A 24,644-nucleotide genomic window follows, 5' to 3' on the forward strand; every position below is an offset into this window, starting at 1 on the left:
GTCCGTATGGACCAGGAGGCGCGGGGCGGGCTGGCACCGTTCCTCCCGTCCGGCACACGCGACCGGCTGCTGTCCCGATTCGGGGCCGTCCGCTGTCCCGATTCGGGGCCGTCTGCTGTCCCGTGTCGGCGGCCGTCTCAGACGGCCAGACGCACCGGCAGGAAGTCCGTCAGGTCCGCACGTGACCCGGACGCGCTGACGCGCGACTGCGCGACGGCCTCGTCCCAGCGCAGCTCGCCGGTGGCGAGCGCGAGCCACGTGGCCGCGTCCGTCTCGACCACGTTCGGCGGCGTCCCACGGGTGTGTCGGGGGCCGGGGACGGCCTGGACCGCCGCGAACGGCGGGACCCGCACCTCGACGCTGTTGCCGGGCACGTCCTCCGCGAGGCGCTGCAACGACCACCGCACCGCGGTTGCCAGGGTCGGCCGAGCGGTGGCCCCCTGCTGCACGGCGGTGAGCGCGGCGCGGCCCTCCGCGTCCTCGATCCTCCTGGGTGGCATGTCCACAGGCTAGCCGTCGCATCGCAACGGGCGAGTCGAGATCGGTAGGGTGATCGGGTGCGAATCCTCGTCCTCGGTTCCGGTGCCCGCGAGCACGCGATCATCACGGCCCTCCTCGCGGAGCAGGCCGGTCACGTCATCACCGCAGCGCCGGGCAACGCCGGCATCGCGGCCGACGTCGAGACCGTCTCGATCGACCCGACGAATGGTGCCCTCGTCGCCGAGTACGCGCTCGAGAACGGTGTCGAACTCGTCGTCGTCGGTCCGGAGGCGCCGCTCATCGCCGGTGTCGCCGATCCGGTCCGCACGCGGGGCATCCCGGTGTTCGGTCCGAGCAAGGCCGCCGCGCAGCTCGAGGGCTCCAAGGCCTTCGCGAAGCGGATCATGTCCGAGGCGGCGGTGCCCACCGGGCGCCCGGTGTACGCCGGCACCGTCGACGAGGCCGTCGCCGCGATCGACGAGCTCGGGGCCCCTTACGTCGTGAAGGCGGACGGGCTCGCCGCCGGCAAGGGCGTCCTCGTGACCGAGGACCGCCAGGCAGCGATCGACCACGCCACCTACTGGCTGCAGCACGGCCACGTCGTGGTCGAGGAGTTCCTCGACGGCGAAGAGGTCTCCCTGTTCTTCCTGAGCGACGGGCACGACGTCCGACCGCTCAGCCCCGCACAGGACTACAAGCGACTGGGCGACGGTGACGTCGGGCCGAACACCGGTGGCATGGGCGCGTACTCGCCGCTGCCCTGGCTCGCCGACCGCTGGGCGTCCGAGCAGGCCTTCGTGGACGAGGTCACCGACCTGGTCGCGCTCCCCACCGTCCGTCGGCTCGAGCACGAGGGCACGCCGTTCGTCGGCCTCCTCTACTGCGGGCTCATCGTCACCGAGCAGGGCGTCCGGGTCATCGAGTTCAACGCGCGCTTCGGCGACCCGGAGACCCAGGTCGTCCTCCCCCGCCTGGCGACCCCGCTGAGCGGGCTGATGCTCGCCGCGGCCACCGGGCAGCTCGGGGGCACCCCGGCGCCGTCGTTCCGCGACGAGGCCGCCGTGACGGTCGTGCTCGCGAGCGAGGGCTACCCGGAGAACCCGCAGACCGGTCGGCCGATCACCGGGATCGACGCCGCGAACGCGCGCGAGGGGGTCTCCGTCGCGCACGCCGCCACCGGGGTCCTCGACGACCAGCTCGTCGCGACCGGCGGGCGGGTGCTGAGCGTCGTCGCCACCGGGTCCTCCTTCGCCGAGGCCCGCGACCGCGCGTACGCCGGCCTGGGTGACATCACGCTCGAGGGAGCGCAGTTCCGCACCGACATCGCCGCGAAGGTCGCCCGATGAGCCCGGCGCCCGTCCTCGACGGCTGGCAGCACGTCTCCTCCGGCAAGGTCCGCGAGCTCTACGTCCCCACCGGCACCGCCGACGTCGCGAGCGCCACCGAGCTGCTCCTCGTCGCATCCGACCGGGTGAGCGCCTACGACTTCGCGCTCGAGCCGCCGATCCCGGGCAAGGGCGAGCTCCTCACCCGGCTGTCCCGCTTCTGGTTCACCCAGCTCGCCGACGTGCCGAACCACCTCATCGCGCCGTCCGCCGGCGGGACCCCGGTGCCGTCGTCGGTGGCGTCGCGCTCCATGCACGTCATGCCGCTCGAGATGTTCCCGGTCGAGTGCGTCGTCCGCGGGTACCTCGTCGGCAGCGGATGGGCCGAGTACCAGCAGTCCGGCAGTGTCTGCGGCGTGCCCCTCCCCGCCGGTCTGTCGAACGGCGACCAGCTGCCCGAACCGATCTACACGCCGGCGTACAAGGCGCCGCAGGGCGAGCACGACGAGAACATCTCGTTCGAGCAGACGGTCGACCTCGTCGGGTCCGACGTCGCGACGCAGCTGCGGGACCTCTCGCTCCGCGTCTACTCCGAGGCGGCGGCGATCGCGCTCGGCCGCGGGGTGGTCATCGCGGACACGAAGTTCGAGTTCGGGCGCGATGCGTCGGGGCAGATCCGGATCGCCGACGAGGTCCTGACGAGCGACTCCAGCCGCTACTGGGACGCCCGGTCGGGGAACCGCACGGAGTCGTTCGACAAGCAGATCGTGCGGGACTGGCTCAGCGCGAACTGGGATCGGCAGGGGACGCCGCCGGTGCTGCCCGAGGCGATCGTGGCGCGGACGGCCGAGCGCTACCGCGAGCTCATCGAGCGCCTGGGCGCGTAGCGCCCGCGCGGCGCCGCCGCGAGGGGGCACAACACGCCGCTCACGTCCGCCGGGGGCGCACGAAGTGCCGCCCGCCGGCGCCGAGCGCGACGGAAAGTGCCCTCTCGGCGCCTGACCCGCGCGACCGCCGGACGGGAGGCGCGGCGCCAGGCCGACCCGCGCCTCCAGGCCGCACGCGCGCCGGACGCCGCCGCGAGCGGGCACAACACGCCGCTCACGTCCGCCGAGGGCGCACGAAGTGCCGCCCGCCGGCGCCGAGCGCGACAGATTTTGCCCTCTCGGCATCGACCCGCGCGACCGCCGGGCGGGAGGTGCGGCGCCAGGCCGACCCGCGCCTCCAGGCCGCACGCGCGCCGGACGCCGCCGCGAGGGGGCACAACACGCCGCTCACGTCCGCCGAGGGCGCACGAAGTGCCGCCCCGCGGCGACGAGCGCGACAGATATTGCCCTCTCGGCGCCCCGCCCGCCCGCCCCCGTCAGTCGCGCGCGACGACGACGACCGTCAGGTCGTCCCCCGGGTCGTGCGTCGCCGCACGCGCCCGCACCCGCCCGAAGAACACGTCGAGCTCCGGCGCGTCCCGCCACATCGCCCCGAGCGCACCGAGGGACGCGAGCGTGGAGTCCCACAGCTCGAGCGCCCCGTCGCTCACGACGATGAGGACGTCCCCGCGCTCCAGCTCGAGCGTCCCGGTGACCCGCGCGGCACCGACCGGGTGCAGCCCGATCGGCAGGTCGTACGAGCGCAGCACGGTCTCGGTGCCGTCCGCGTGCAGGTGCAGCACGAGACCGTGCCCCGCGTCGGTGAACTCCATCCGCCCGGTCGAGGTCGTCAGGCGGCCGTGGAACAGCGTCGCGAAGGACTCGGCACGACCGAGGTCCGGGGCGACCTGGGCCTCGAGCGCCGCCACGGCATCGCGGGACGACGACGTCCCCCGGGCGAGCAGCGCACCACGGATGGTCGCGGCGAGGAGCCCGGCGGACATCCCCTTGCCCATGACGTCGGCGACGGTCACCGAGAGCGACGCCCCGTCGACGTGCCAGTCGTGGAAGTCACCGGACACGACCCCGTGCGGCTTTGACATGCCGCCGACGCGGTACCCGGGCAGGTCGACACCGGCCGGCTCGAGTCCGGCGAGCACCGAGCGGAGACGGTCCTCGTCGGCGCCGGCGGCGAGCTCGCGCTCCGCCCACACGCCGAGCTCCTGCAGCAGCGCGAGGTCGTCGTCGTCGAGCGTGCGCGGTGCCGGGTCGATGAGGCAGAGCGTGCCGACCTTGACGTCGTCGTCGCCCACACGCAGGGGCACCCCGGCGTAGAACCGCACGTTCGGGTCGTCGACGACCATCGGCATGTCGGAGTACCGGACGTCGGCGCGGGCATCGGGGACCACGACGGGGCCGTCGACCGCGAGGGTCCGGCCGCAGAACGTGTCGTGCAGCGGGATGGTCGGGCCGAACACCGTGTCGCTCTGCTGCGACTTGATGAAGACCTCGGACTCCCCCGCGAGGTTGAGGAACGAGCCGGTGACGCCGAACGCCTCGCGCGCGATCCGCGTGATCCGTTCGAAGCGTTCCTCGGGCCCGCCCTCGACCACGTCCAGCGCGGCGAGGAGCGCTGCCCGCCGGACGGCGTCCGTGGCGGGTCGGTCGGTGACGACGGGCTCGTGGTGCATACACCCACGCTAACGCGCCTACCGGACAGTGGCCGTCCCCAGTACGGAGGACGCCGGGGTCGGCCGTGACAGATGTCATGCCCGATCCGTGACGCACCGCAGAGGGGTACGTCCGCACGACGCGCCAGGCTCGGAGCCATGAACGACACACCGGTCATCCAGCTCCGCGACCTCCGCAAGCGCTTCGGCGCCGTGGCCGCGGTCGACGGCGTCGACCTGACGATCCGTCCGGGCGAGGTCGTCGCCCTCCTCGGCCCGAACGGCGCCGGCAAGACCACGACCGTCGACCTCGCGCTCGGGCTGTCCACGCCGACGACCGGCCGTGCCCTGCTCTTCGGCGAGGAGCCCCGCGCCGCGGTCGTCGCCGGCCGGGTCGGCGCGATGCTCCAGGGCGGCGCACTCCTGCCGGACACGACGGTCCGGGACGCGGTCGCGCTCGTCGCCGCGGCACACCGGCGTCCGATGCCGGTCGACGAGGCCCTCCGGCGAGCGCGCTGCACCGAGATCGCCGGACGCCGGGTCAACAAGCTCTCCGGCGGGCAGCTGCAGCGCGCACGGTTCGCCGTGGCCGTGGTCTCGGACCCGGACCTGCTGGTGCTCGACGAGCCGACCGCGGCGATGGACGTCGAGGCCCGGCACACGTTCTGGTCTTCGATGCGCGAGTTCACCGACGCGGGGCGCACGGTCGTGTTCGCGACGCACTACCTCGACGAGGCCGACACCTTCGCCGACCGCATCGTCATCATGCGCGCCGGCCGGATCGTCGCGGACGGCACGCCCGCCGAGATCAAGGCGATCACCGCTACGCGCGCGGTCCGGTTCTCCGGGCTCGGCGCCGACGCGCACGTCGCGTTGCGCGGTCTGCCGGGAGTCGTCTCCCTGGAGGCGCGGCACGACTCCGTCACGCTCCGCTCGGACCGCAGCGACGACACCCTCAGGGCCCTGCTCGCCACGTTCCCCCAGGCACACGACATCCAGGTGGTCGCCTCGACCATGGACGACGCCTTCCTCGCGCTCACCGCCGACCCCGCCGCAGCAGCTACCGACACCGCTCCCGAAGGAGTCCTCGCATGACCACCGCCACCGCCTCCGGCCGCCTGCCGATCCGCTACGTGTACCTCGAGACGAAGCGGCAGCTCCGCAACGTCCGCGCGATGGTGTTCACCTTCGCCATCCCGGTGATCATGCTGCTCGTGTTCGGCTCGGCATTCGGTTTCCAGACCGACCCGACGACGCACCTGCAGTACCTCACCGTCACGACGCTGCAGATGGCGTCGTACGGCGCGATGATGGCCGCGCTCAGCCAGGCGTTCGCGATCGTCAACGAACGGTCGATCGGCTGGAACCGGCAGCTCCGCGTGACGCCGCTGTCCGGGTGGGGCTTCATGGTGTCGAAGGTGATCGCCGCGATGGCCTTCTCCGCGGTGTCGATCGTCATCACGGTGCTCGTCGCGACCGTGGTCCTGCACGCCTCGCTCGACCCGCTGCACTGGTTCGCCGCCGGGTTCGGCATCTGGTGCGGGGTGATCCCGTTCGCCCTCATCGCGATCCTCATCGGGCAGTTCGCGAAGCCGTCGTTCGCGCAGCCGCTCTTCATGGTGGTGTTCATGGGCCTGGCGATCCTCGGCGGCCTCTGGGTCCCGCTGTCGGTGATGCCGGGCTGGATGGGGAGCGTCGCGCACCTGCTGCCCTCGTACTGGCTGAACCGGATCGGGCAGATGGGGGCCGGGGCGACCGGGTCCTCGGGCATGACCGAGCCGGCGATGGTCCTGGCGGGCTGGGCGATCGTCCTCGCCGCGGTGATCGTGTGGCGCTACCGCCGCGACGCCGCACGACAGTGACCGACGGTCCTACGCTGGCACCGATGTCCGAGGCGACCAGCACGACCGAGGCGCGCGGTGCGGAGCACGCACCACGCGCCTCCAGGTCGTCCCGCCCGTCACCCCGATCGTTCCCGTGGGCCGTCCCACCGGGCGCGAGCGACGACGACATCCGCATCGGGCGGCGCCGCTGGTACACCGGCGCGGTGTTCGCGCTCCTCTGGCAGGTGCTCGAGATCATCGCCGTCTGGAGCGACGGCCGGAGCCTCCGGGCGCACGTCCTCTCCACCGTGGCCCTCGCCGTCGTCTACGCGGCGTACCTGTTCGCACCGGAGCTGATGTGGCGACGGAGCCTGCGCGGACGAGTGGTCGTCCTCGCCGGGGTCGCCCTGCTCGCGGGGCTGCTGCTGTTCGTGGTCGGGCCGCTCGCCGTCTGGACCTGGCTGCTCGTCGCCGCACTGTCCGGGTTCGTCGCGGAACGGTTCTGGGTCGCCGGCGTGGTCGTGCTCGCGATCCTCGGCGCACAGTTCCTCGTCGCCGCGAGCACCGGCTGGGACACGGCGGTGAACAGCGGCATCCTGTTCGCCCCGGTCATCACCGTGTCCGTCGGAGCGTCGATGCTCTTCTTCGGCCGGCAGCGCGAAGCGGAACAGCGGCTCGGCGTCGCGCAGGACGAGATCACCCGGCTCGCCGTCGTCGAGGAGCGCGCACGGTTCTCCCGCGACCTGCACGACGTCCTCGGCCACTCGCTCACCGTCGTGGCGATGAAGTCCGAGCTCGCCGCACGGTTGGTGGACGTCGACCCGGCACGGGCGAAGACCGAGATGCAGGACGTCGAGCGGCTCTCCCGCGAGGCCCTGCAGGGGCTCCGGCGCGCGGTGAGCGGCTACCGCGAGGCCGACCTCGACGCCGAACTCGTGTCGGCACGGGCGGCGCTCGAGGCCGCGGCGATCGACGCGGTGCTCCCCCGCGACGGCGACGCGGCGGCCGACGACGTCCGGAGCCTCTTCGCGTGGGTCCTGCGCGAGGGCGTCACGAACGTCATCCGCCACGCGGCCGCCAGTCGGGTCCGGGTCACGCTCACCCGGTCCGCCCTGACGATCGAGGACGACGGCACGGGCCTGCTCGACCCGGACGCCGCCTCCACCACCCCGGGCAACGGGCTGCGCGGGCTCCGCGAGCGTGCCGACGCCGTCGGGGCGACCCTGACCACCGGCACGAGCGACCTGGGCGGCTTCCGGCTGCGGGTCGAGAGGAACCGACGATGACCGAGACCATCCGTGTGCTCCTCGCCGACGACCAGGCGCTCGTCCGCGGTGCGCTCGCGTCCCTGCTGTCGCTCGAGCGGGACATCGAGGTCGTCGCCCAGGTGGCCCGCGGCGACGAGGTACTCGAAGCAGCACGGTCGTCCGGCGCCACCGTCGCCCTGCTCGACGTCGAGATGCCCGGCGCCGACGGGCTCACCGCCGCCGCTGCCCTCGCCCGCGCGCTGCCCACGTGCCGATCGCTCATCGTGACGACGTTCGGCCGGCCCGGGTACCTCCGGCGCGCGCTGGAGGCCGGGGGCCGCGGGCTTCGTCGTGAAGGACACCCCCGCCGAGCAGCTCGCCGACGCCGTCCGACGCGTCGCGGGCGGGTTCCGGGTCGTCGACCCCGTGCTCGCCGCGGAGTCCCTCGCCGCCGGCCCGTCCCCGCTCACCCCGCGGGAGACCGACGTGCTCATCGCCTTCCGCACGGCGCCGACCGTGGCCGGGGTCGCCGGGTCGCTGCACCTGTCCGAGGGCACGGTCCGCAACCACCTGTCGTCCGCGATCGGGAAGACCGCCGCGCGCAACGCGACCGAGGCGCTCCGGGTCGCGGCGGACAACGGCTGGCTGCTCGGGACGGCGTAGCCTTGCCGACGTGCTCCGACGTGTCGCCCCCGTGTTCGTCCTCGGCGTCGCCGCGGTCCTGACGCTCACCGGCTGCGGTGCGCACGACTCCACCGGGCAGCTGTCCGTGACCGTGTCGGCCAACGCCGCGGACCACCCCTACGAGGTGAAGGTCTTCACCGCCGAGACCGGGAAGCTCTCCGAGCACCAGCGGGTGTTCCCGGGCGGCACCGCGGACTTCGCCGGCGTACCGCTGGGCAAGGTGACCGTGCGGGCGAACGAGCTCTGCCCGCAGGAGGCGACCGTGTCGAACGGCGAGGTCGCGACGGTCACGCTGACGACGACGGGCTGCTGACGCACAGGAGGCGCGGTGCGGGTCAGACCCGCACCGCGCCTCCTGGACGGGGTCCGGCTGGTCAGCCCTCGGAACGGCCCGACCGCCGGAGCGTCTGGTGCGGACTCTCGCCGAACCGCTGCCGGTACGAGGCCGCGAACCGGCCGAGGTGCGCGAAGCGCCAGCGCCGCGCGATGTCGCGGACCGTCACGACCCCGCCCCGGCGGGACGTGAGTTCGAGGTGCACGCGGTCCAGGCGGACCTCGCGGAGGTAGCGCATCGGCGTCACGGCGAGGCGGCGGCGGAACAGGTCCTGCAGACCCCGTTCGCTGAGCTCCGCGCCGGCGGCGATGTCCGCGACCTCGAGGTCCTCGTCCGCGTGGTCGTGCACGAAGCGGATGGCGCGACGCAGCCGGTGCTCGACGTCGGAGCGGGACCGGGTGAACGTCGACAGCACGACCGTGGCCACCCGCCGGTTCAGCGCTGCCCGCTCGGTGGCGTCGAGGTCGGGGTCGAGGATGCGGTCGGTCACCTCGCGCAACAGGGTCAGCAGGGGCTCGACGCCGGGGTCGGCGGCGTCCGGTTGCACGAACTCCGACGGCTCCTCGGCGTCGCCGAGCATCGCGGGCGCGACGTGCAGGAGCGTCATCGCGGTCGCGTCGGTGTCGAACGCGTACGCGACGGGTGCCGACAGCATCATCGGTCGTCCGGGCCCGACGTCCCACTCGCTGCCGTCGTCGGCGGTCAGCGTCGCCCGGCCGTTGGCGAGTACGAAGACGACGTGGTCGGGGCGGGGGCCGATCGTACCGGCCTGCGGCCCACCGGTGCGGATCTTCCGGAGGGAGACGTGCTCGTCGCCGCCGGAGCGGTAGTCGAACGGCTGGTCGGAGGACGTCACGAGAGCCTCCGTTCGACGATCCGCGCGCCGGGTCCGGCGGGCCACCGAACGCTACCGTGACCGTCCGGCGCACGCGAGACCCCCGTCCGCGTCGCGCAACGGGTCGGCCGTTCGCCGTCGATCACGGTTCCGGGACCGCGTCCCAGACGTCGCCGTGCCGCGACAGCACCGCCCACCGCGACACCGGCCAGGTCGTGACGAACGCCCGACCGACGACGTCCGACACCGGGACGGTCCCGTGCGCCCGGGAATCGGCTGAGTCGTACCGGTTGTCGCCCATCACCCAGAGCCGGCCCTTCGGCACGGTCACCGAGAAGTCGGTCAGGGCGACCCGGTCGGAGCCGGGCTGCAGCACGACGTACGACTCGTCGACCGCGTGACCGTTCACCGACAGGCGTCCCTGCGCGTCGCAGCACGACACGGTGTCGCCGGGCAGGCCGATCACCCGCTTGATGAGGTCGTTCCCCTGCCCGGGTCCGAGCCAGCCGCCCGGGTCCTCGAAGACGACGACGTCGCCGCGTCGGAGCGGCACCACTCCGGGGACGAGTTCGTTGACGAGCACCCGGTCGCCGACCAGGAGCGTGTTCGCCATCGACAGCGAGGGGATGAAGAACGACCGGACGAGGTACGACTTCACCAGGAAGGACGCCAGCAGCGCGACGACCACGATGATCGCGAGGTCACGGAGGAACTTCCAGCGGGCACGCCTGCGGGGCTCGGGGACGGCTTCGTCGCTCAATGCGTCAGCACCACCTTGACGACACCGATCACGAACGCGACGGCGGCGAGCACGATGCCGCCCCAGAGCCCGAGGAACGTCGGCCGCTTGCCGCTGAACCGCTGCATGAACACACCGACCATGCCGATGCGGACCACGAGGATCACGAGCGCGGCCGTCTGCGCCCACGACGCGGGCAGCCAGCCGATCCACGCGACGGCGTACAGCACCGCGGGGATGAGGCCGGACGTGGCGATCGGGTTCGCGTTGCGGACGATGGTGACCACGGACTCGCGACGGACGTCGTCGGACGCGTCGTCGTCCCCGAGCCCGTGCGCGACCAGGTGCGACAGCACGTGCGCGAGGTACGTGAGCACCGCGGTGCCGAGGACCGCCCACACCGCCGAGCCGTGGTGGATCGCGGCGGGGTCCACGGCGATCGCGGCGGCGAGCACGGTGATGTTGCCGTAGACGTACGACGACATCCGGTCGCGCATCTGGTCGATCGGCAGATTGCGGCGGTCCGGACGGCCACCACCGCGCCCGCCCGCTCGGTCCGGCAGTCGTCGTGAGCGTGGCATCCCTCCATCTTGGCCCTGCCCGGGGCCGCGCAGCCGACAGGACACCGAGTGCGATGGCACGCTGCGCCCATTTGGTTGACGCGTCAACCAAACGGGCGCACACTGGTCGCATGACCACGCAGGACCTCCTCGCCGCCGACACCTCGATGGGCGCCGTGACGCTCCGGGTCGCCGACCTCGACCGCATGATCGGCTACTACCGCGACGGCGTGCGGCTGTCCCTCCTGTCGAACGAGGGCGGTGTGGCGGTGCTCGGGCGGGGCACGACCCCGATCGTCATCCTCGAGCACGCGCCGTCGATGCAGCACGCCGGGCCGCACGACGCCGGCCTGTTCCACACCGCGATCCTGTTCGACACGAAGGCCGACCTGGCCGCCGCGCTCTACTCCGTCGCGACCCGGTACCCGCAGACCTTCACGGGCAGCGCCGACCACCTCGTCAGCAACGCGTTCTACTTCACCGACCCCGAGGGCAACGGCGTCGAGCTCTACTGGGACCGCGACCGCACCGAGTGGTCGTGGACGCACGGCATGGTCGACATGGCCACCATCTCCGTCGACCCGAACGCCTTCCTGCAGGAGCACCTCACGCAGGACGCCCTCGACGGCGCAGCAGCACGCCCCGGACGTGTCGGCCACGTGCACCTGTCGGTCGGGGACGTCGCCACCGCCAAGGAGTTCTACGTCGACCGGCTCGGCTTCGCGACCACGGCCGGTTGGGGTGAAGCGCTGTTCGTCAGCGCCGGCGGCTACCACCACCACATGGCGATGAACACGTGGAACTCGCGCGGTGCCGGACGCCGCCAGCTCGCGCTCGGACTCGGTCTCGTCCGGATCGAGGTCCCCGGCGCGGACGACCTCGGCGCCCTGGTCGAGCGGATGCACGACTCCGGGGTGCGGTCGGCGGACGACGGTCGGACGGTCGCCTTCGAGGACCCGTGGGCGAACCGGATCGAGGTCACGGCGCCGGGTCGCGGCTGACCCCACCGCACCGGGACGGACGGTCTCCGGCAGGATGGACCCGTGACTGAGGACATCCGGTGGGAGGTGGTCGAGGAGAGCACGCTGTCGCTCCCCGACCACGAGGCGATCGCAGCGCTCCTGGGGCAGGCGTTCCCCGACTGGTCGCACTGGTACGTGGGCGGTCGCAGCTGGGCGGGCATGCAGCCCGAGCGGCGCGTGCTCGCCCGTGACGCCGACGACGTCGTCCTCGCCCACGTCGGGATCCGCCGGATGTTCATCACCGTCGGCGGCCGGGACGTGCTCGTCGGCGACACCGGCCTCGTCGCGGTGTCGCCACGACTGCAGGGCACCGGCAAGGGCCGCGACCTGATGGAGCGTGCGCACGCCGTGCTCGAGGGGCTGGCGGTGCCGTACGGGTTCCTCGGTGCCGGTGAGAACCGGGTGCCGTTCTACGCGAACCTCGGCTGGCACGTGTTCGACGACGTCGTCGCGGACTACACGGCGTTCACGGCCGAGGGCGCCGGGCTGCCGATGACCGACCAGGGCGGCTGGATGGTGCTCCCCGTGGCCGAGCGGCTCGAGGACTGGCCGGCCGGCCCGATCTGGCTGAACGGCCAGCAGGTCTAGGACGGGACGACAGACGGGAGGCGCGGTGCGGGTTCGACCCGCACCGCGCCTCCCGTCTGGTGAGAGCGGGGCTTACGCCTCGACCGCGACCTTCTCCGGGTCCTCGTTCGAACCGGGTGCGCTCGGCGCGACCGCTGCGCGCACGCGCGCGCCGAGCTCGGCGTCGACGTTCGTCCAGTAGGCGAACACCCGCTCGCGGAGGTCGTCGCGCGTCACCTTCGAGACGTGCCCGGCGATGTTGCCGACCAAGCGCTCACGGGCGGCGTCGTCGAGGACCTCGCGCACCAGGGTGCCGGCCTGACCGAAGTCGTCGTCCTCGGGGTGGAGGGTCGCGGCGGAGCGCTGCAGCGCGCCGTCGGACTCCCAGCCGGGGGTCTCGTCGGTCGCGGCCGGGTCGGCGAGCGCACCGCCGAGCGAGTTCGGCGCGTAGACCGGGACCTCGGACTTCTGGAAGTCGAAGCGCATCGCGCCGTCCTTCGAGTACGAGTGCACCTCGTTCTTCGGGGCGTTCACGGGCAGCTGCGCGTGGTTCGTGCCGACGCGGTAGCGGTGCGCATCCGCGTAGCTGAAGATGCGCGCGAGGAGCATCTTGTCGGGGCTCGCCGCGATGCCGGGGACGAAGTTCGAGGGGGCGAAGGTCGCCTGCTCGATCTGCGCGAAGTAGTTCTCCGGGTTGCGGTTGAGCTCCATCGTGCCGACCTCGATGAGCGGGTAGTCCGCGTGCGGCCACACCTTCGTCAGGTCGAACGGGTTGAAGCGGTAGCCCTCGGCGTCGGCGTAGGGCATGACCTGCACCTTGAGGGTCCAGCGCGGGTTGTCGCCGCGCTCGATGGCCGCGTGCAGGTCACGGATGTGGAAGTCCGCGTCCTCGCCGGCGATGCGGTCGGCGTCTTCCTGCGTCAGGGTCTTGTGGCCCTGCTCCGTGAGGAAGTGGTACTTCACCCAGAAGCGCTCGCCCGAGGCCGAGATCCACTGGTAGGTGTGCGAGCCGAAGCCGTCCATCTCGCGCCACGACGCCGGCAGACCGCGGTCGCCCATCAGCCACGTGACCTGGTGGGCCGACTCGGGCGACAGGGTCCAGAAGTCCCACTGCATGTCGTGGTCGCGCAGGTGCGAACCCGGCAGGCGCTTCTGCGAGCGGATGAAGTCCGGGAACTTGATGCCGTCGCGGATGAAGAACACGGGGGTGTTGTTGCCGACGAGGTCGTAGTTGCCGTCTTCGGTGTAGAACTTCAGCGCGAAGCCGCGCGGGTCGCGCCAGGTGTCCGGGGAGCCCTGCTCGCCGGCGACGGACGAGAAGCGGGCGAGCATCTCGGTCTGCTTGCCCGGCTGCAGGAAGGCGGCACGGGTGAACCTGCTGATGTCCTGCGTGACGGTGAAGGTACCGAAGGCACCGCCGCCCTTGGCGTGGACGACCCGCTCCGGGACGCGCTCACGGTTGAACTGGGCGAGCTTCTCGACCAGGTAGTGGTCGTGCAGCGCGAGGGGGCCGTCGGCGCCGACACCCATGGAGTGCTGGTCGCTCGACACCGGCGCGCCGGAGTTGGTGGTCGTGGTGGGGGTGCCGGCCGGCTGGCCGGGCGTCGTGTTCTGGTCGGACACGGTTCCTCCTTGGGTGGAACGGTTGGTTCGGTCAGGGGTGCTCGGGTTGCTCGTGGTCCCGGTTCGGTGCCGGGAGCGGGAACGACTGCGGTCGTCCCCGGGTCGGGGTGTCGGCGGTCAGGCCGGGACGGCCACGGTGTCGTCGCGTTCGGCGGCGGCACACTGTTCGCAGATGCCCCAGTAGGTGACCTCGGCCGTGGTGACGGCGAAGCCGTGCGTCTCGGACGGGGTGAGGCAGGGCGCGTGGCCGACGGCGCAGTCGACGTCCTCGATCGCGCCGCACATCGTGCAGACGATGTGGTGGTGGTTGTCGCCGGTCCGTCGCTCGTAGCGGGCGGGGCTGCCCGCGGGCTCGATGCGCCGGACCAGTCCGACGCCGGTCAGTGCCGCGAGGACGCCGTACACCGCCTGGTGGCTCGTGGTCGGCAGCTCGGCGGCGAGCGCGGTGACGATGTCGTCGGCGGTCGCGTGCGGCATGGTCTCCGTCGCGCGGAGGACCGCCAGGCGTGGTGTCGTGACCCGGAGACCGGAGGCGCGGAGCAGGTCGGCGTCGACGTCCATGCTGAGCCTTTCTTTTGCAGAGATCAAGACAACACCGCCACTGTACACCAGGCGATCCGATGGTCGAGCGCGAACGGTGGGTCATGACAGATGCACCACCAGTCACTCCCGTCCCCGCCGCGCTCCCCGCCCGCCTCGTCGCCGAGGCCGCGGGGACCTTCCTGCTCGTGTTCGCCCTCGTCGGCGCCGCGACCTCCACCGCCGTGTTCCCCGACGAGCACAACACGCTCGGGATCGGGCTGCTCGGTGTCGCGCTCACCCTCGGCCTCGTGGTGATGATCGGCGCGAGTGCGTTCGGTCCCGTCAGTGGCGGCCACTTCAACCCCGCGGTGACGATCGGCCTCGCGGTCGCCGGCCGGCACCGGTGGGCGGACGTCGTCCCGTACCTCGTCGCCCAGTTCGTGGGCGGCACGGCCGGGGCAGCCGTCCTCGTCCTGTTCGCCGGACTCGGACCGGCCACCGCCCTGCAGAGCACGCTCGACGGCGGCTTCGCCTCGAACGGCTTCGACGCGCAGAGTCCCGGCGGTTCCACCCTGCTCGGCGTCGCCCTCGCCGAGACGATCGCGACGGCCGTCTTCGTGACGGTGATCCTCCGCGTGACCGGAGCCCGCGGGAGCGCGGTCCCGGCGCCTGTGGTCATCGGCGCGACCCTCACGGTCCTGCTGCTGACGCTCATCCCGATCTCGAACGCGTCGCTGAACCCGGCGCGGTCGTTCGCCACCGCGGTGTTCGCCGGGCCGGACTGGCTCGCGCAGTGGTGGGTGTTCCTGGTCTTCCCCGTGCTCGGCGCCGTCGTCGCGGGAGCGATCGGTCGGATCGGTCGGACGTCACGCGCGGACGACGCGACGGTGGAGCTCGACGCACCGCGGGCCTGAGCCGACCCGGGACGCGGGCGGGCCGGGCGACCGGCTCGACCCGCGCCTCCCGGAGCACGTCCGCACCGGCGCGACGTGCCGGACGCATGCCGGACGCATGCCAGTCGCATGCCCCTGCCGGAATACGATGTGTCACGATCCGGTCGCGATCGGCTGGAACGACGCTGGGAGGGCGGGAACCCGCGCTACCGTCCCGACATGTCCATGCAGCAGGGCCTGCCGCAGCAGGCGCACAGCGCTCAGGACGTCCGGGGGATCATCGCGCAGCGGGACCTGGTCGTCGACCTCATCCGGACGGCCTGCGTCGTCCTCGTCGTCTTCGTGCACGTCACGATGGTCGGTGTCGCCGCGGGGGCGGACGGCATCACGGTGACGAGTCCGCTCCAGGAACTCCCCTGGTACGTCGCCGCGACCTGGATCGGCCAGGTGATGCCGCTCTTCTTCGTGGTCGGCGGCTTCGCCAGCGCCGTGGGGTGGCGTTCCACGGTCGCGCGGGGCGGCGGCGCGCGGGACTTCGTGGCGACGCGGCTCGTGCGACTCTTCCGGCCGGCGATCCCGCTCTTCGCGGTGCTCGCGATCGGCCTGGGCGTCGCCACGCTGCTCGGCACGCCGCCGGGGCTCCTCGCCGAGGTCGCGTTCGGCATCGGCTCCCCGCTCTGGTTCCTCGCCGCGTACGGGATCACCCAGTGCTGCGTGCCGGTCATGATGCGACTCCACGAACGCGCTCCGTGGCGCACGCTCGGCGCACTGCTCGTGCTCGCCGCGGCCGTCGACGGCGTGCGGTTCGCCACCGGGACGGCAGAGGTCGGTCTCCTCAACCTCGGCCCGGTGTGGCTCTTCGCGCAGCAGCTCGGCTTCCTCTGGGCCGACGGCTGGTTCGCCCGACGATCGCGCGTGCTGCTCGTCGCCGTCGCCGCGGCCGGGTACGGCGTGCTCGTGCCCCTGACGTCGAACGGGCTCTGGGCTCCGGACATGCTGCAGGACCTCAACCCGCCGATGCTCCCGCTCGCCGTGCTGGCGATCGCCCAGGCCTGCCTCGTGCAGGTCGTGCACGCCCCGCTCACCCGGCTGATGCGCACCCGCGCGGCCCAGGGCGCCGTGTTCCTGCTCGGCCGGGACGGGATGACGATCTACCTCTGGCACCTGCCGCTCTTCATCGCGCTGAACGGGGTCGCCCTGCTCGTCGGCGTTCCGTTCCCGGCGCCGGGGTCGCCGACGTGGTGGGCGACCCGTGGGGTGGCCCTCGTCGTCCTCCTCGCGGTCGCCCTCGGCACCGCCCGGGCGCTGCGCCGGTTCGACCGGCCGCTCCCCCGGCTGGTCCCCGGCACCGATCGCCCGGCCTGGCCCGTGCTCGCCGTCGCGGCGCTCTGCACGATCGGGCCGGCCTTCGCGGTGATGCAGCTGCACCTGTCGTTCGGGGTCGCCCTGCTCGGTGCACTGGCCGTGCCGGTGGGGGTCCGGCTCCTGACGAGGACCGTGCCGACCCGGAGCGCCGCCCGGATCTGAACCGGTTCTCACCGGCAGGGGCTGCTCCGGGGCGCGTGCCGGGCGGAGGATTGTCGTCGGCCGCACGATCCTCGAGGAGGCACCCCACGCCGTCGACACCCGAGTTCTGGAGCACGTGGCACCTCGACCCGCTCGCGGCCGTCCTCATCGCCGTGGCCGCGGTCACCTACGGCTGGTGGGTCGTCGGTGCCGCCAGGCGGGGCACCCGGTGGCCGTGGTGGCGGACGCTCGCCTTCGTCGGGGCGCTCGTCCTGTTCGGCATCCTGCAGTTCGGGATCGTCGGCATCCACGACCAGGACCTCCGGTGGGCGTTCGTGCTGCGGTTGGCCCTGCTCTTCTTCGCGGTCCCCACCTTCGCCGCGTTCGCCGCGCCCGTCTCGTTGCTCCGCTCGGGAGGCCCGGCTCGCCTCGCGCAGGCAGCCTCCGCAGCGCTCGCATCGCGTCCGGCACGGGTCCTCGGCAACGCGGTCGTGTCGCCGCTGATCGCCCTCGCGCTGTTCTGCGTGCTGCTCACTCCGTTCTCGGCGACGATCCGCGAGTCCCCGGTCTGGGCGACGGCGATCACGGTGTTCGTGCCGATGCTCGGGTTCGCCCTGCTGACCCCGCTGTCCGAGCCGGGGATCCTCCGCTCGTCGACGTTCGTCACGATGGAGTTCCTGCTCGCGTTCGTCGAGCTCATGGCGGACGCGATCCCGGGCATCGTGCTCCGGATCACGAACCACGTGCTCGACGGGTCGGTCACGGCGGCGGTCGGGCAGCCGTGGTTCCCGTCGCCCCTGCGCGACCAGCACCTCGCCGGAGACCTGCTGTGGTTCATCGCCGAGGTCGCGGACGTGCCGGTGCTCATCTCGCTGTTCGTCCGGTGGCAGCGGTCCGATCGCCGCGAGGCCCGCACCGTCGACGCCCTCACCGACGAGGAGATGGCGGAGCTCACCCGGGCGCACCTGCAGCGCCGCGGGTGACGCGGTGTCGGTGTCGGTGTCGGTCGTGACGCCGCGACATCGACATCGTGCCGGTCGATCGACGGGTGTCTTGTCGACCGATGCACACGCAGTGGATGCACGCGCAGAGAACGACATTCCACGAGTCGATCACGACGTGTCTTGTCGCGAAGACGCCCCGCACGCGACGGAGCCCCGCGCCGCACGAGTGCGACACGGGGCTCCGGGCTGGCTCGGACTAGGCGTCGGCGTGCCGCCCGTGGTGGTCGGTCGCGGCGAGCTCGGCCTCGGCGGTCTCCGGCGCGGGTGCCGCGGCGTGGACGCCGTGCCGCTGCTCGGACCCCAGCACGCTGCCGTCGGACGCAGACGCGGGCGACCCGTCGGACGTGCCGCCGGTCTGCTGCCACGCCACGGTCTGCTTCGGCTTCGCCAGGAACAGCGCGGCGACGATCCCGATGCCGAGCACCACGGCCGGCAGCACGAGCGACTGCCCCATGGCGGTGGCGAACGGCTGCTGCAGGAAGGCCGGGAGCGCCCCGACCTGCTGCTCCGCACCGCCGGCGCTCGTGCCGCCGGTGGACGCCGGGAAGTTGGCCGTGATCCGCGCCTCGATCAGCGCCGCGATGCCGGCCGAGCCGAGGACGGCACCGATCTGCCGCGTGGTGTTGTAGACGCCCGAGCCGGCGCCGGCGAGCTTCGGCGGCAGGTTGCGCGTCGCGGAGACCGAGAGCGGCCCCCACATGCAGGCGTTCGCGAGGCCGAGGAGCGTCGACGGCAGGAGCACCCAGCCCCAGTCGGCACCCGATGCCAGGAGCGACCCGAACCAGAACAGCGCGCCGGAGAAGCAGGCGAGTCCGAACGCCGCGACCCAGCGGAGGCTCCACCGGTTGAGGTTCTTGCCGACGAGCGGGGCGAGGCCGGCCGAGAGCACGGCCTGCGGGACGAGGAGCAGCGCCGCCTGGGTCGGGCTGAACGTCAGCACGTCCTGCGCCCAGAGCATGATCGGCAGGGCGAACGACGAGATGGCGACGCCGACCGCGGTGATGGCGATGTTCGCGAGCGTGAAGTTCCGGTCCTTGAAGAGGCCGAGCGGCAGGAGCGGCTCACCCTTCTGCACGCCCTGCCACACCACGAAGGCGATGAGCACGACGATGCCGGCGATGATGAGCGACCAGACCGAGATCGGGCCGGTGATGGTCCCCCAGTCGTAGGTCTCGCCTTCCTGGATGCCGAAGACGAGCAGGAACATGCCGACGGCGCTCAGGACGATGCCGAGGGTGTCGAAGCGGTGCCCGTGCCGGTCGAACGACGGGACGAAGCGCTGCGCGAGCACGAACGCGACCACACCGACCGGGACGTTGACGAAGAAGATCCACTCCCAGCCGAAGCCGTCGACGAGCAGGCCGCCCACGATCGGGCCGACGAGCGAGGCGACACCGGCGACGGCACCCCAGAGGCCCATCGCCGCGCCGCGGTTCTGCGGCGGGAAGATGCGCGTGATCACGGCCATCGTCTGCGGCGTCATCATCGCCGCACCGAGCCCCTGGACCACGCGGGCCACGATGAGCACCTCGATCGAGCCGGCGAGCCCGCACCAGAGGCTCGAGAGCGTGAACACCACGAGCCCGATCTGGTACATGACCTTCGGGCCGAAGCGGTCACCGAGCCGGCCGGTGATGAGGAGCGGCACGGCGTAGGCGAGCAGGTAGGCGCTCGTCACCCAGATGACGGAGTTGATGCTGGCGTCGAGCTTCGCGGCGATGGTCGGCGTCGCGACGGACACGATCGTCGAGTCGACGAGGATCATGAAGAAGCCGACGACGAGGGCCCAGAGGGCCGGCCACGGCTTCTTCTCGGTGGTGGTCGAGACGGAGGTCATCGAGTGGGTTCCTTGCTGTTCGTGGTGGTGCCTGTGTCGGTGGGGACGGCCGGGCCGTCCCAGGGGATGTCGCCGCTCGCGATCCGGTCGGCCGCGGCGTCGAGCCACTCGATCTGCGCGGTGAGCATGGCACGGACGTACGACACGTCCAGCCAGAAGCGGTCCGCGAGACGCTTGGCCTGGAGGCCCGTGGCGGCTTCGTCGTACTGCTCGCGTTCCGTCCGGAGTGCGCGGGCGCGGGCGCGCAGGGCGGTCGCCGCGTCCTCGGCGCTCAGGTTGTCGACGTGCGAGACCGCGAGTTGGAACTCCGGGTACTCGTCGGCGGGCTCGGCGATCATCCGGCGGAGGCCGTCCTCGAGCGCGGTGCGCCCGTGGTCGGTGATCGCGTAGGTGGTGCGTTCCGGTCGGTTGCCTTCGCGCGCGGTCCCGAGCGCCTCGGCGTAGCCGAGGTCCACCAGGCGACCGATCTGGTGGTAGAGCGTGCCCGGTCGGACCTTGACGTTCTGGTCCTCGCGACGCTGCAGCATCGTCTGGAACATCTCGTAGGGGTGCATGGGTGACTCCGCGAGGAGCCCGAGCGCGGCGAACGCGAGGGGCGTGAGCGACGCCATCCGTGCCTCCTGGACTGGTCCGTACCGATTATTCCAAGTGGAATGTACGCCTTCGAACAACCGAGCGCAAGCGCGTCCGACGCGCCGCGCGCGCCCCGTAGACTGTTCGCGTCCCACCCATCCCCGAAGTGCTGGAGTGAACACGTGCCAACGATCGTCGTCGAGGTCATGCCGAAGGCCGAGATCCTCGACCCCCAGGGCAAGGCGGTGGGCAACGCCCTCGCCCGTCTCGGCAAGGCAGACCTGACCAACGTCCGCATCGGCAAGCGCTTCGAGGTGGCCGTCGACGGCCCGGTCGACGACCAGAAGCTGGCCGAGGTCCGCGAGATCGCCGCCGACGTCTTCTCCAACGCCGTCATCGAGGACGTCGTGTCCGTGACGGTCGAAGGCGAGTGACACCGGTGCGCATCGGCGTCATCACGTTCCCGGGCTCGCTCGACGACCGCGACGCCCAGCGCGCGGTCCGTCTCGCCGGCGCCGACCCCGTCGCGCTCTGGCACGGCGACCACGACCTGCAGGGCGTCGACGCGATCGTCCTCCCCGGCGGGTTCTCCTACGGCGACTACCTGCGTGCCGGTGCGATCGCGGCGAAGGCCCCGATCATGGCCGAGGTCATCGACGCCGCCGGCAAGGGGATGCCCGTGCTCGGCATCTGCAACGGCTTCCAGATGCTCGCCGAAGCGCGACTCGTCCCGGGCGCGCACACCCGCAACGCGCACCAGCAGTTCATCCGGCGCGACCAGAAGCTCCGCGTCGAGACCACCGCCACGGCGTGGACGAGCGGCTTCACGGCCCAGCAGGAGATCACCATCCCGCTGAAGAACGCCGACGGCCGCTTCGTCGCGGACGCCGACGAGATCAAGCGCATCGAGGACAACGGCCAGGTCGTGTTCCGCTACGTCGGCGTGAACCCGAACGGGTCGATCGACGACATCGCGGGCGTCTCCAACGAGCGCGGCAACGTCGTCGGCCTGATGCCGCACCCCGAGCACGCGACGGAGCCCGGGTTCGGCCCGGACACCCCCGCGGCGATGGCCTCCGGCACGGACGGCCTCACCTTCTTCACCTCCGTGATCGAGTCGACGCTCGTCAAGTGACGACCACGCCGACGAACACGACTCCAGTGACAGGGAACGACACCACCGTGACGACACACGTCCGCCCGAAGCCCGACACCGTCCAGGACGCCGCAGCCACACCCGACAAGGAGCAGCCGTACGAGGCGCTCGGGTTGAAGGCCGACGAGTACGCGAAGATCCGCGAGATCCTCGGCCGCCGCCCCACCTCGGGCGAGCTGGCGATGTACTCCGTGATGTGGTCCGAGCACTGCTCGTACAAGTCCTCGAAGAACTACCTCCGGCAGTTCGGCAAGAAGGTCACGCCGGAGATGACGAAGAACCTCATGGTGGGCATGGGCGAGAACGCCGGTGTCATCGACGTCGGCAACGGCTGGGCGGTGACCTTCAAGGTCGAGTCGCACAACCACCCGTCCTACGTCGAGCCGTACCAGGGCGCCGCGACCGGTGTCGGCGGCATCGTCCGCGACATCATCTCGATGGGTGCCCGCCCGGTCGCCGTGATGGACCAGCTCCGCTTCGGCGCGATCGACCACGAGGACACGCAGCGCGTCGTCCACGGTGTGGTCGGCGGCATCTCGTTCTACGGCAACTGCCTCGGCCTGCCGAACATCGGCGGCGAGACCTACTTCGACCCGGTGTACCAGGGCAACCCGCTGGTGAACGCCCTCGCGGTCGGGGTCCTCCGCCACGAGGACCTGCACCTCGCGAACGCCTCGGGTGCCGGCAACAAGGTCGTGCTCTTCGGTGCCCGCACCGGTGGCGACGGCATCGGCGGCGCGTCGATCCTGGCCTCCGACACCTTCACCGAGGGCGGCCCGACCAAGCGTCCCGCCGTCCAGGTCGGCGACCCCTTCGCCGAGAAGGTCCTCATCGAGTGCTGCCTCGAGCTGTTCCAGAAGGAACTCGTCGAGGGCATCCAGGACCTCGGTGCCGCCGGCATCTCGTGCGCCACGAGCGAGCTCGCCTCGAACGGCGACGGCGGCATGCACATCTCGCTCGACGACGTCCTGCTGCGCGACCCCACGCTCACCGCCGAGGAGATCCTCATGTCGGAGAGCCAGGAGCGCATGATGGCGGTCGTCCGCCCCGAGAAGCTCGACGAGTTCCTCAGCGTCGTCGGCAAGTGGGAGGTCGAGACCAGCGTCCTCGGCGAGGTCACCGGCACCGGCCGGCTCGTCATCGACTGGCAGGGCCAGGAGATCGTGAACGTCGACCCGCGCACGGTGGCCGTCGACGGCCCGGTCTACGACCGCCCCGTGGCCTACCCGACCTGGATCGACGCGCTGCAGGCCGACTCGGCTGCATCGCTCGACCGCCCGGCCGACGGCCCCGCCCTCAAGGCGCAGTTCCTGCAGCTGCTCGGCTCCCCGAACCTGGCGTCGAAGAACTGGGTGACGAACCAGTACGACACCTACGTGCTCGGCAACACGGCGCTCTCCTTCCCCGACGACGGCGGCATGATCCGCGTCGACGAGGAGACCGGGCTCGGCGTCACGATCGCCACCGACGCGAACGGCCGCTACTGCCAGCTCGACCCGAAGCAGGGCGCCCGGCTGGCCCTCGCCGAGGCCTACCGGAACGTCGCCGTCACCGGTGCCGTCCCGGCCGCCGTGACCGACTGCCTGAACTTCGGCTCCCCCGAGAACCCCGAGGTCATGTGGCAGTTCTCCGAAGCGGTCGAGGGCCTCGCCGACGGCTGCATGGAGCTCGGGATCCCGGTCACGGGCGGCAACGTGTCGTTCTACAACCAGACCGGCACCACCCCGATCCACCCGACCCCGGTCGTCGGTGTCCTCGGCGTGATCGAGGACGTCGCGCTGCGCGTGCCCTCCGGCTGGCAGGACGACGGCCACAACATCTACCTGCTCGGCACCACGTCGCTCGAGCTCGACGGGTCGTCCTGGGCCGGCACCGTGCACGGCCACCTCGGTGGCCGTCCGCCGGCGGTCGACCTCGAGCGTGAGAAGGCCCTCGCGGACCTCCTGCACGCCGCGGCGAACGAGCAGCTGCTCACGAGCGCCCACGACCTGGCGGACGGCGGCCTCGGCCAGACACTCGCCGAGTCGGTGCTCCGGTTCGGGCTCGGCGCCCGCGTCGTGCTCGACGAGCTCGAGGCCCGCGACGGCGTCGACACCGCCACCGCGCTGTTCTCCGAGTCGACCGGCCGCGTCATCGTGACCGTCCGGCGCGAGGACGACGTCCGCTTCCAGGGCCTCTGCGACGGCCGCGGCTTCCCGGTGCTCCGCATCGGTGTCACGGACGCCACGAGCGGGTCGCTCGAGGTCCAGGGTGCGTTCGAGGCGACGATCGACGAGCTGCGCGGCACCCACGGCGCCACGCTCCCGAGCCGGTTCGGGGACGTCATCGTCGAGGACGTGACCGAGGGCTACGTCGGTCGGGGTCCGCTCGACGACCACGGCTCGTTCTCGCCGCGGACCGACTCCTGAACGGGTCGGACCGGAGCGCCACGACGACGGGCACCGACTGATGCCCGTCGTCACCCTGCCGTTCCGTGGACTCGTCGATCGCTTCGGCCCCGTGCCGGAGGGCATCGAGCTCGACGTGTGGGACGTCGAGGCACCGTACGGACGCCCCGACGACGTGGCCATCGCGTTCCTGCCGTTCTACTTCGGTGGGCGGCACCGGTGGCAGTACGTGCACGACCTGCCGAACCTGCGGCTCCTGCAGCTGCCGAGCGCCGGGTACGAGCACGCGGTCCCGCACGTCCCCGGCCACGCGCAGCTCGCGAACGGCCGCGGCATCCACGACGACGAGACCGCCGAACTCGCGGTGGGGCTCGCGCTGACGTCACTGCGCGAGCTCGGGGCGTTCCAGGCCGACCGTGCGAACGGCGTCTGGGACGCCCGGACCACCCGGTCCCTCGCCGACCGTCGCGTGACCGTGGTCGGCTACGGCGCGATCGGGTCCGCCATCGCGACCCGCTTCGAGGCGTTCCGCACCGAGGTCACCGTGGTGGCGCGGACCGCGCGTGAGCAGGACGGCCGGCAGGTCCACGCGTTCGGCGAGCTCCCGGAGCTCGCCGCGACCACCGACGTCCTGGTGCTCATCGCCCCGCTGACGGACGAGACCGAACGGCTGGTGGACGCCGATCTGCTCGCCGCGCTGCCCGACGGCGCCCTCGTGGTGAACGTCGCCCGCGGCAAGGTCGTCGACACCGATGCCCTCGTCGCCGAGCTGCGGTCCGGACGGCTCTCGGCAGCGCTCGACGTCACCGATCCCGAACCGCTGCCCGACGGGCACCCGCTCTGGACGACGCCGAACACGGTCCTGACGCCGCACGTCGGCGGCAACACGGACCTCAGCGTGCCGCGGTCGATCGAGCTGATGCGCCGTCAGGTGGCCGCGTTGGCCGAGGGCCGACCGTTCGAGAACGTCATCGAGTCCTGACCACCCGGC

Annotated in this window: 24 protein-coding genes and 1 pseudogene; 16 read left to right on the forward strand and 9 right to left on the reverse strand. The window is 72.1% G+C overall.

What is annotated here, in order from left to right; translation table 11 throughout:
• Positions 1-137: 137 nt before the first annotated feature.
• Positions 138-500 (reverse strand): sterol carrier family protein, encoded by a 363-nt coding sequence (locus tag BM028_RS03530; RefSeq protein WP_071294508.1) that lies wholly within the window; start codon positions 498-500, stop codon positions 138-140.
• 57 nt (positions 501-557) lie between these two features.
• On the opposite strand from BM028_RS03530, the gene purD reads away from it, so the two are divergent.
• A complete protein-coding gene (purD, locus tag BM028_RS03535; RefSeq protein ID WP_071294474.1) occupies positions 558-1,826 on the forward strand; it encodes a phosphoribosylamine--glycine ligase in 1,269 nt (422 codons plus the stop codon).
• Positions 1,823-2,692 carry a phosphoribosylaminoimidazolesuccinocarboxamide synthase gene (locus tag BM028_RS03540; protein ID WP_092384578.1) on the forward strand — a complete coding sequence of 290 codons (870 nt, stop codon included), beginning with the start codon at positions 1,823-1,825 and terminating at the stop codon, positions 2,690-2,692. Before purD ends, BM028_RS03540 begins: the two co-directional genes overlap by 4 nt.
• A gap of 476 nt (positions 2,693-3,168) precedes the next feature.
• On the opposite strand, the gene BM028_RS03545 is transcribed toward BM028_RS03540, so the two are convergent.
• Entirely contained in the window at positions 3,169-4,362 is a 1,194-nt protein-coding gene (locus tag BM028_RS03545; protein ID WP_071294472.1) for a SpoIIE family protein phosphatase, read from the reverse strand.
• A 138-nt stretch (positions 4,363-4,500) separates the two neighbouring features.
• Between BM028_RS03545 and BM028_RS03550 the strand changes: the two genes are divergently transcribed.
• From BM028_RS03550 to BM028_RS03570, 5 genes and pseudogenes are all read left to right on the forward strand, one after another.
• Entirely contained in the window at positions 4,501-5,436 is a 936-nt protein-coding gene (locus BM028_RS03550; RefSeq protein ID WP_092384580.1) for an ABC transporter ATP-binding protein, read from the forward strand.
• Entirely contained in the window at positions 5,433-6,203 is a 771-nt protein-coding gene (locus tag BM028_RS03555; protein ID WP_175495976.1) for an ABC transporter permease, read from the forward strand. Before BM028_RS03550 ends, BM028_RS03555 begins: the two co-directional genes overlap by 4 nt.
• A 23-nt stretch (positions 6,204-6,226) precedes the next feature.
• Complete coding sequence (locus BM028_RS03560; RefSeq protein WP_070417008.1) at positions 6,227-7,450, forward strand: sensor histidine kinase; 1,224 nt, start codon at positions 6,227-6,229, stop codon at positions 7,448-7,450.
• Positions 7,447-8,074 (forward strand): annotated as a pseudogene (locus BM028_RS03565) (response regulator transcription factor). The gene BM028_RS03560 and the pseudogene BM028_RS03565 overlap by 4 nt, the downstream one beginning before the upstream one ends.
• Before the next feature lie 10 nt (positions 8,075-8,084).
• Positions 8,085-8,408: a hypothetical protein gene (locus BM028_RS03570; protein ID WP_070417010.1), complete on the forward strand. Its 324-nt coding sequence runs from the start codon at positions 8,085-8,087 to the stop codon at positions 8,406-8,408.
• 61 nt (positions 8,409-8,469) lie between these two features.
• On the opposite strand, the gene BM028_RS03575 is transcribed toward BM028_RS03570, so the two are convergent.
• The 3 genes from BM028_RS03575 to BM028_RS18730 all read right to left on the reverse strand — a co-directional run bounded on the left by BM028_RS03575 (position 8,470) and on the right by BM028_RS18730 (position 10,584).
• On the reverse strand, positions 8,470-9,285 hold the full coding sequence (locus BM028_RS03575; RefSeq protein WP_070417011.1) for a helix-turn-helix transcriptional regulator: 816 nt from the start codon (positions 9,283-9,285) through the stop codon (positions 8,470-8,472).
• 121 nt (positions 9,286-9,406) lie between these two features.
• Positions 9,407-10,024 (reverse strand): signal peptidase I, encoded by a 618-nt coding sequence (gene lepB / locus BM028_RS18725; protein ID WP_254789373.1) that lies wholly within the window; start codon positions 10,022-10,024, stop codon positions 9,407-9,409.
• Positions 10,021-10,584 (reverse strand): hypothetical protein, encoded by a 564-nt coding sequence (locus BM028_RS18730; protein ID WP_254789374.1) that lies wholly within the window; start codon positions 10,582-10,584, stop codon positions 10,021-10,023. Before BM028_RS18730 ends, lepB begins: the two co-directional genes overlap by 4 nt.
• 110 nt (positions 10,585-10,694) lie before the next feature.
• On the opposite strand from BM028_RS18730, the gene BM028_RS03585 reads away from it, so the two are divergent.
• Together BM028_RS03585 and BM028_RS03590 are read left to right on the forward strand one after the other, a co-directional pair.
• A complete protein-coding gene (locus BM028_RS03585; RefSeq protein ID WP_092384582.1) occupies positions 10,695-11,564 on the forward strand; it encodes a VOC family protein in 870 nt (289 codons plus the stop codon).
• 42 nt (positions 11,565-11,606) lie between these two features.
• A complete protein-coding gene (locus BM028_RS03590; RefSeq protein WP_071303490.1) occupies positions 11,607-12,173 on the forward strand; it encodes a GNAT family N-acetyltransferase in 567 nt (188 codons plus the stop codon).
• A 72-nt stretch (positions 12,174-12,245) separates the two neighbouring features.
• Here BM028_RS03590 and BM028_RS03595 read toward each other — a convergent pair whose 3' ends face one another.
• Both BM028_RS03595 and BM028_RS03600 read right to left on the reverse strand, forming a co-directional pair.
• On the reverse strand, positions 12,246-13,775 hold the full coding sequence (locus BM028_RS03595) for a catalase (RefSeq protein ID WP_092384584.1): 1,530 nt from the start codon (positions 13,773-13,775) through the stop codon (positions 12,246-12,248).
• A gap of 117 nt (positions 13,776-13,892) precedes the next feature.
• Positions 13,893-14,336, reverse strand: coding sequence for a Fur family transcriptional regulator (locus tag BM028_RS03600; protein ID WP_070417017.1), 444 nt, complete (start codon positions 14,334-14,336; stop codon positions 13,893-13,895).
• Positions 14,337-14,419: 83 nt separating this feature from the next.
• On the opposite strand from BM028_RS03600, the gene BM028_RS03605 reads away from it, so the two are divergent.
• From BM028_RS03605 to BM028_RS03615, 3 genes are all read left to right on the forward strand, one after another.
• On the forward strand, positions 14,420-15,211 hold the full coding sequence (locus BM028_RS03605; protein ID WP_092384969.1) for an aquaporin: 792 nt from the start codon (positions 14,420-14,422) through the stop codon (positions 15,209-15,211).
• A 198-nt stretch (positions 15,212-15,409) separates the two neighbouring features.
• A complete protein-coding gene (locus BM028_RS03610) occupies positions 15,410-16,717 on the forward strand; it encodes an acyltransferase family protein (RefSeq protein WP_254789375.1) in 1,308 nt (435 codons plus the stop codon).
• Positions 16,718-16,752: 35 nt separating this feature from the next.
• Positions 16,753-17,679 (forward strand): cytochrome c oxidase assembly protein, encoded by a 927-nt coding sequence (locus BM028_RS03615; protein WP_254789376.1) that lies wholly within the window; start codon positions 16,753-16,755, stop codon positions 17,677-17,679.
• 217 nt (positions 17,680-17,896) lie between these two features.
• Here the strand turns inward: BM028_RS03615 and BM028_RS03620 are convergent, their stop codons facing one another.
• Both BM028_RS03620 and BM028_RS03625 read right to left on the reverse strand, forming a co-directional pair.
• Entirely contained in the window at positions 17,897-19,537 is a 1,641-nt protein-coding gene (locus BM028_RS03620; RefSeq protein ID WP_254789377.1) for a DHA2 family efflux MFS transporter permease subunit, read from the reverse strand.
• Positions 19,534-20,148: a PadR family transcriptional regulator gene (locus BM028_RS03625; protein WP_071303488.1), complete on the reverse strand. Its 615-nt coding sequence runs from the start codon at positions 20,146-20,148 to the stop codon at positions 19,534-19,536. The genes BM028_RS03620 and BM028_RS03625 overlap by 4 nt, the downstream gene beginning before the upstream one ends.
• 144 nt (positions 20,149-20,292) lie before the next feature.
• On the opposite strand from BM028_RS03625, the gene purS reads away from it, so the two are divergent.
• Genes purS through BM028_RS03645 form a run of 4 tightly spaced genes read left to right on the forward strand, consistent with a single transcriptional unit; the run spans position 20,293 to position 24,635 of the window.
• The gene (gene purS, locus BM028_RS03630) at positions 20,293-20,544 is read left to right on the forward strand and encodes a phosphoribosylformylglycinamidine synthase subunit PurS (protein ID WP_070417019.1); all 252 of its coding nucleotides are present in this window, start codon (positions 20,293-20,295) and stop codon (positions 20,542-20,544) included.
• A gap of 5 nt (positions 20,545-20,549) precedes the next feature.
• Positions 20,550-21,245, forward strand: coding sequence for a phosphoribosylformylglycinamidine synthase subunit PurQ (gene purQ / locus BM028_RS03635; RefSeq protein ID WP_031263015.1), 696 nt, complete (start codon positions 20,550-20,552; stop codon positions 21,243-21,245).
• A gap of 47 nt (positions 21,246-21,292) precedes the next feature.
• Entirely contained in the window at positions 21,293-23,674 is a 2,382-nt protein-coding gene (gene purL / locus BM028_RS03640; protein WP_254789378.1) for a phosphoribosylformylglycinamidine synthase subunit PurL, read from the forward strand.
• A gap of 40 nt (positions 23,675-23,714) precedes the next feature.
• Entirely contained in the window at positions 23,715-24,635 is a 921-nt protein-coding gene (locus tag BM028_RS03645; protein WP_071294462.1) for a 2-hydroxyacid dehydrogenase, read from the forward strand.
• Positions 24,636-24,644 lie beyond the last annotated feature (9 nt).

The organism is Curtobacterium sp. YR515 (assembly GCF_900113095.1).
Taxonomy (GTDB): Bacteria; Actinomycetota; Actinomycetes; order Actinomycetales; family Microbacteriaceae; genus Curtobacterium.

Excerpts from the sequence above, each read along its gene's own strand:
- BM028_RS03585 (WP_092384582.1), top strand. The coding sequence starts at position 10,695 with ATGACCACGCAGGACCTCCTCGCCGCCGACACCTCGATGGGCGCCGTG.
- BM028_RS03645 (WP_071294462.1), top strand. The coding sequence starts at position 23,715 with ATGCCCGTCGTCACCCTGCCGTTCCGTGGACTCGTCGATCGCTTCGGC.
- BM028_RS03625 (WP_071303488.1), bottom strand. The coding sequence starts at position 20,148 with ATGGCGTCGCTCACGCCCCTCGCGTTCGCCGCGCTCGGGCTCCTCGCG.
- BM028_RS18730 (WP_254789374.1), bottom strand. The coding sequence starts at position 10,584 with ATGCCACGCTCACGACGACTGCCGGACCGAGCGGGCGGGCGCGGTGGT.
- BM028_RS03620 (WP_254789377.1), bottom strand. The coding sequence starts at position 19,537 with ATGACCTCCGTCTCGACCACCACCGAGAAGAAGCCGTGGCCGGCCCTC.
- BM028_RS03560 (WP_070417008.1), top strand. The coding sequence starts at position 6,227 with ATGTCCGAGGCGACCAGCACGACCGAGGCGCGCGGTGCGGAGCACGCA.
- BM028_RS03540 (WP_092384578.1), top strand. The coding sequence starts at position 1,823 with ATGAGCCCGGCGCCCGTCCTCGACGGCTGGCAGCACGTCTCCTCCGGC.
- BM028_RS03600 (WP_070417017.1), bottom strand. The coding sequence starts at position 14,336 with ATGGACGTCGACGCCGACCTGCTCCGCGCCTCCGGTCTCCGGGTCACG.
- BM028_RS03545 (WP_071294472.1), bottom strand. The coding sequence starts at position 4,362 with ATGCACCACGAGCCCGTCGTCACCGACCGACCCGCCACGGACGCCGTC.
- BM028_RS03605 (WP_092384969.1), top strand. The coding sequence starts at position 14,420 with ATGACAGATGCACCACCAGTCACTCCCGTCCCCGCCGCGCTCCCCGCC.
- BM028_RS03555 (WP_175495976.1), top strand. The coding sequence starts at position 5,433 with ATGACCACCGCCACCGCCTCCGGCCGCCTGCCGATCCGCTACGTGTAC.
- BM028_RS03530 (WP_071294508.1), bottom strand. The coding sequence starts at position 500 with ATGCCACCCAGGAGGATCGAGGACGCGGAGGGCCGCGCCGCGCTCACC.
- BM028_RS03550 (WP_092384580.1), top strand. The coding sequence starts at position 4,501 with ATGAACGACACACCGGTCATCCAGCTCCGCGACCTCCGCAAGCGCTTC.
- BM028_RS03610 (WP_254789375.1), top strand. The coding sequence starts at position 15,410 with ATGTCCATGCAGCAGGGCCTGCCGCAGCAGGCGCACAGCGCTCAGGAC.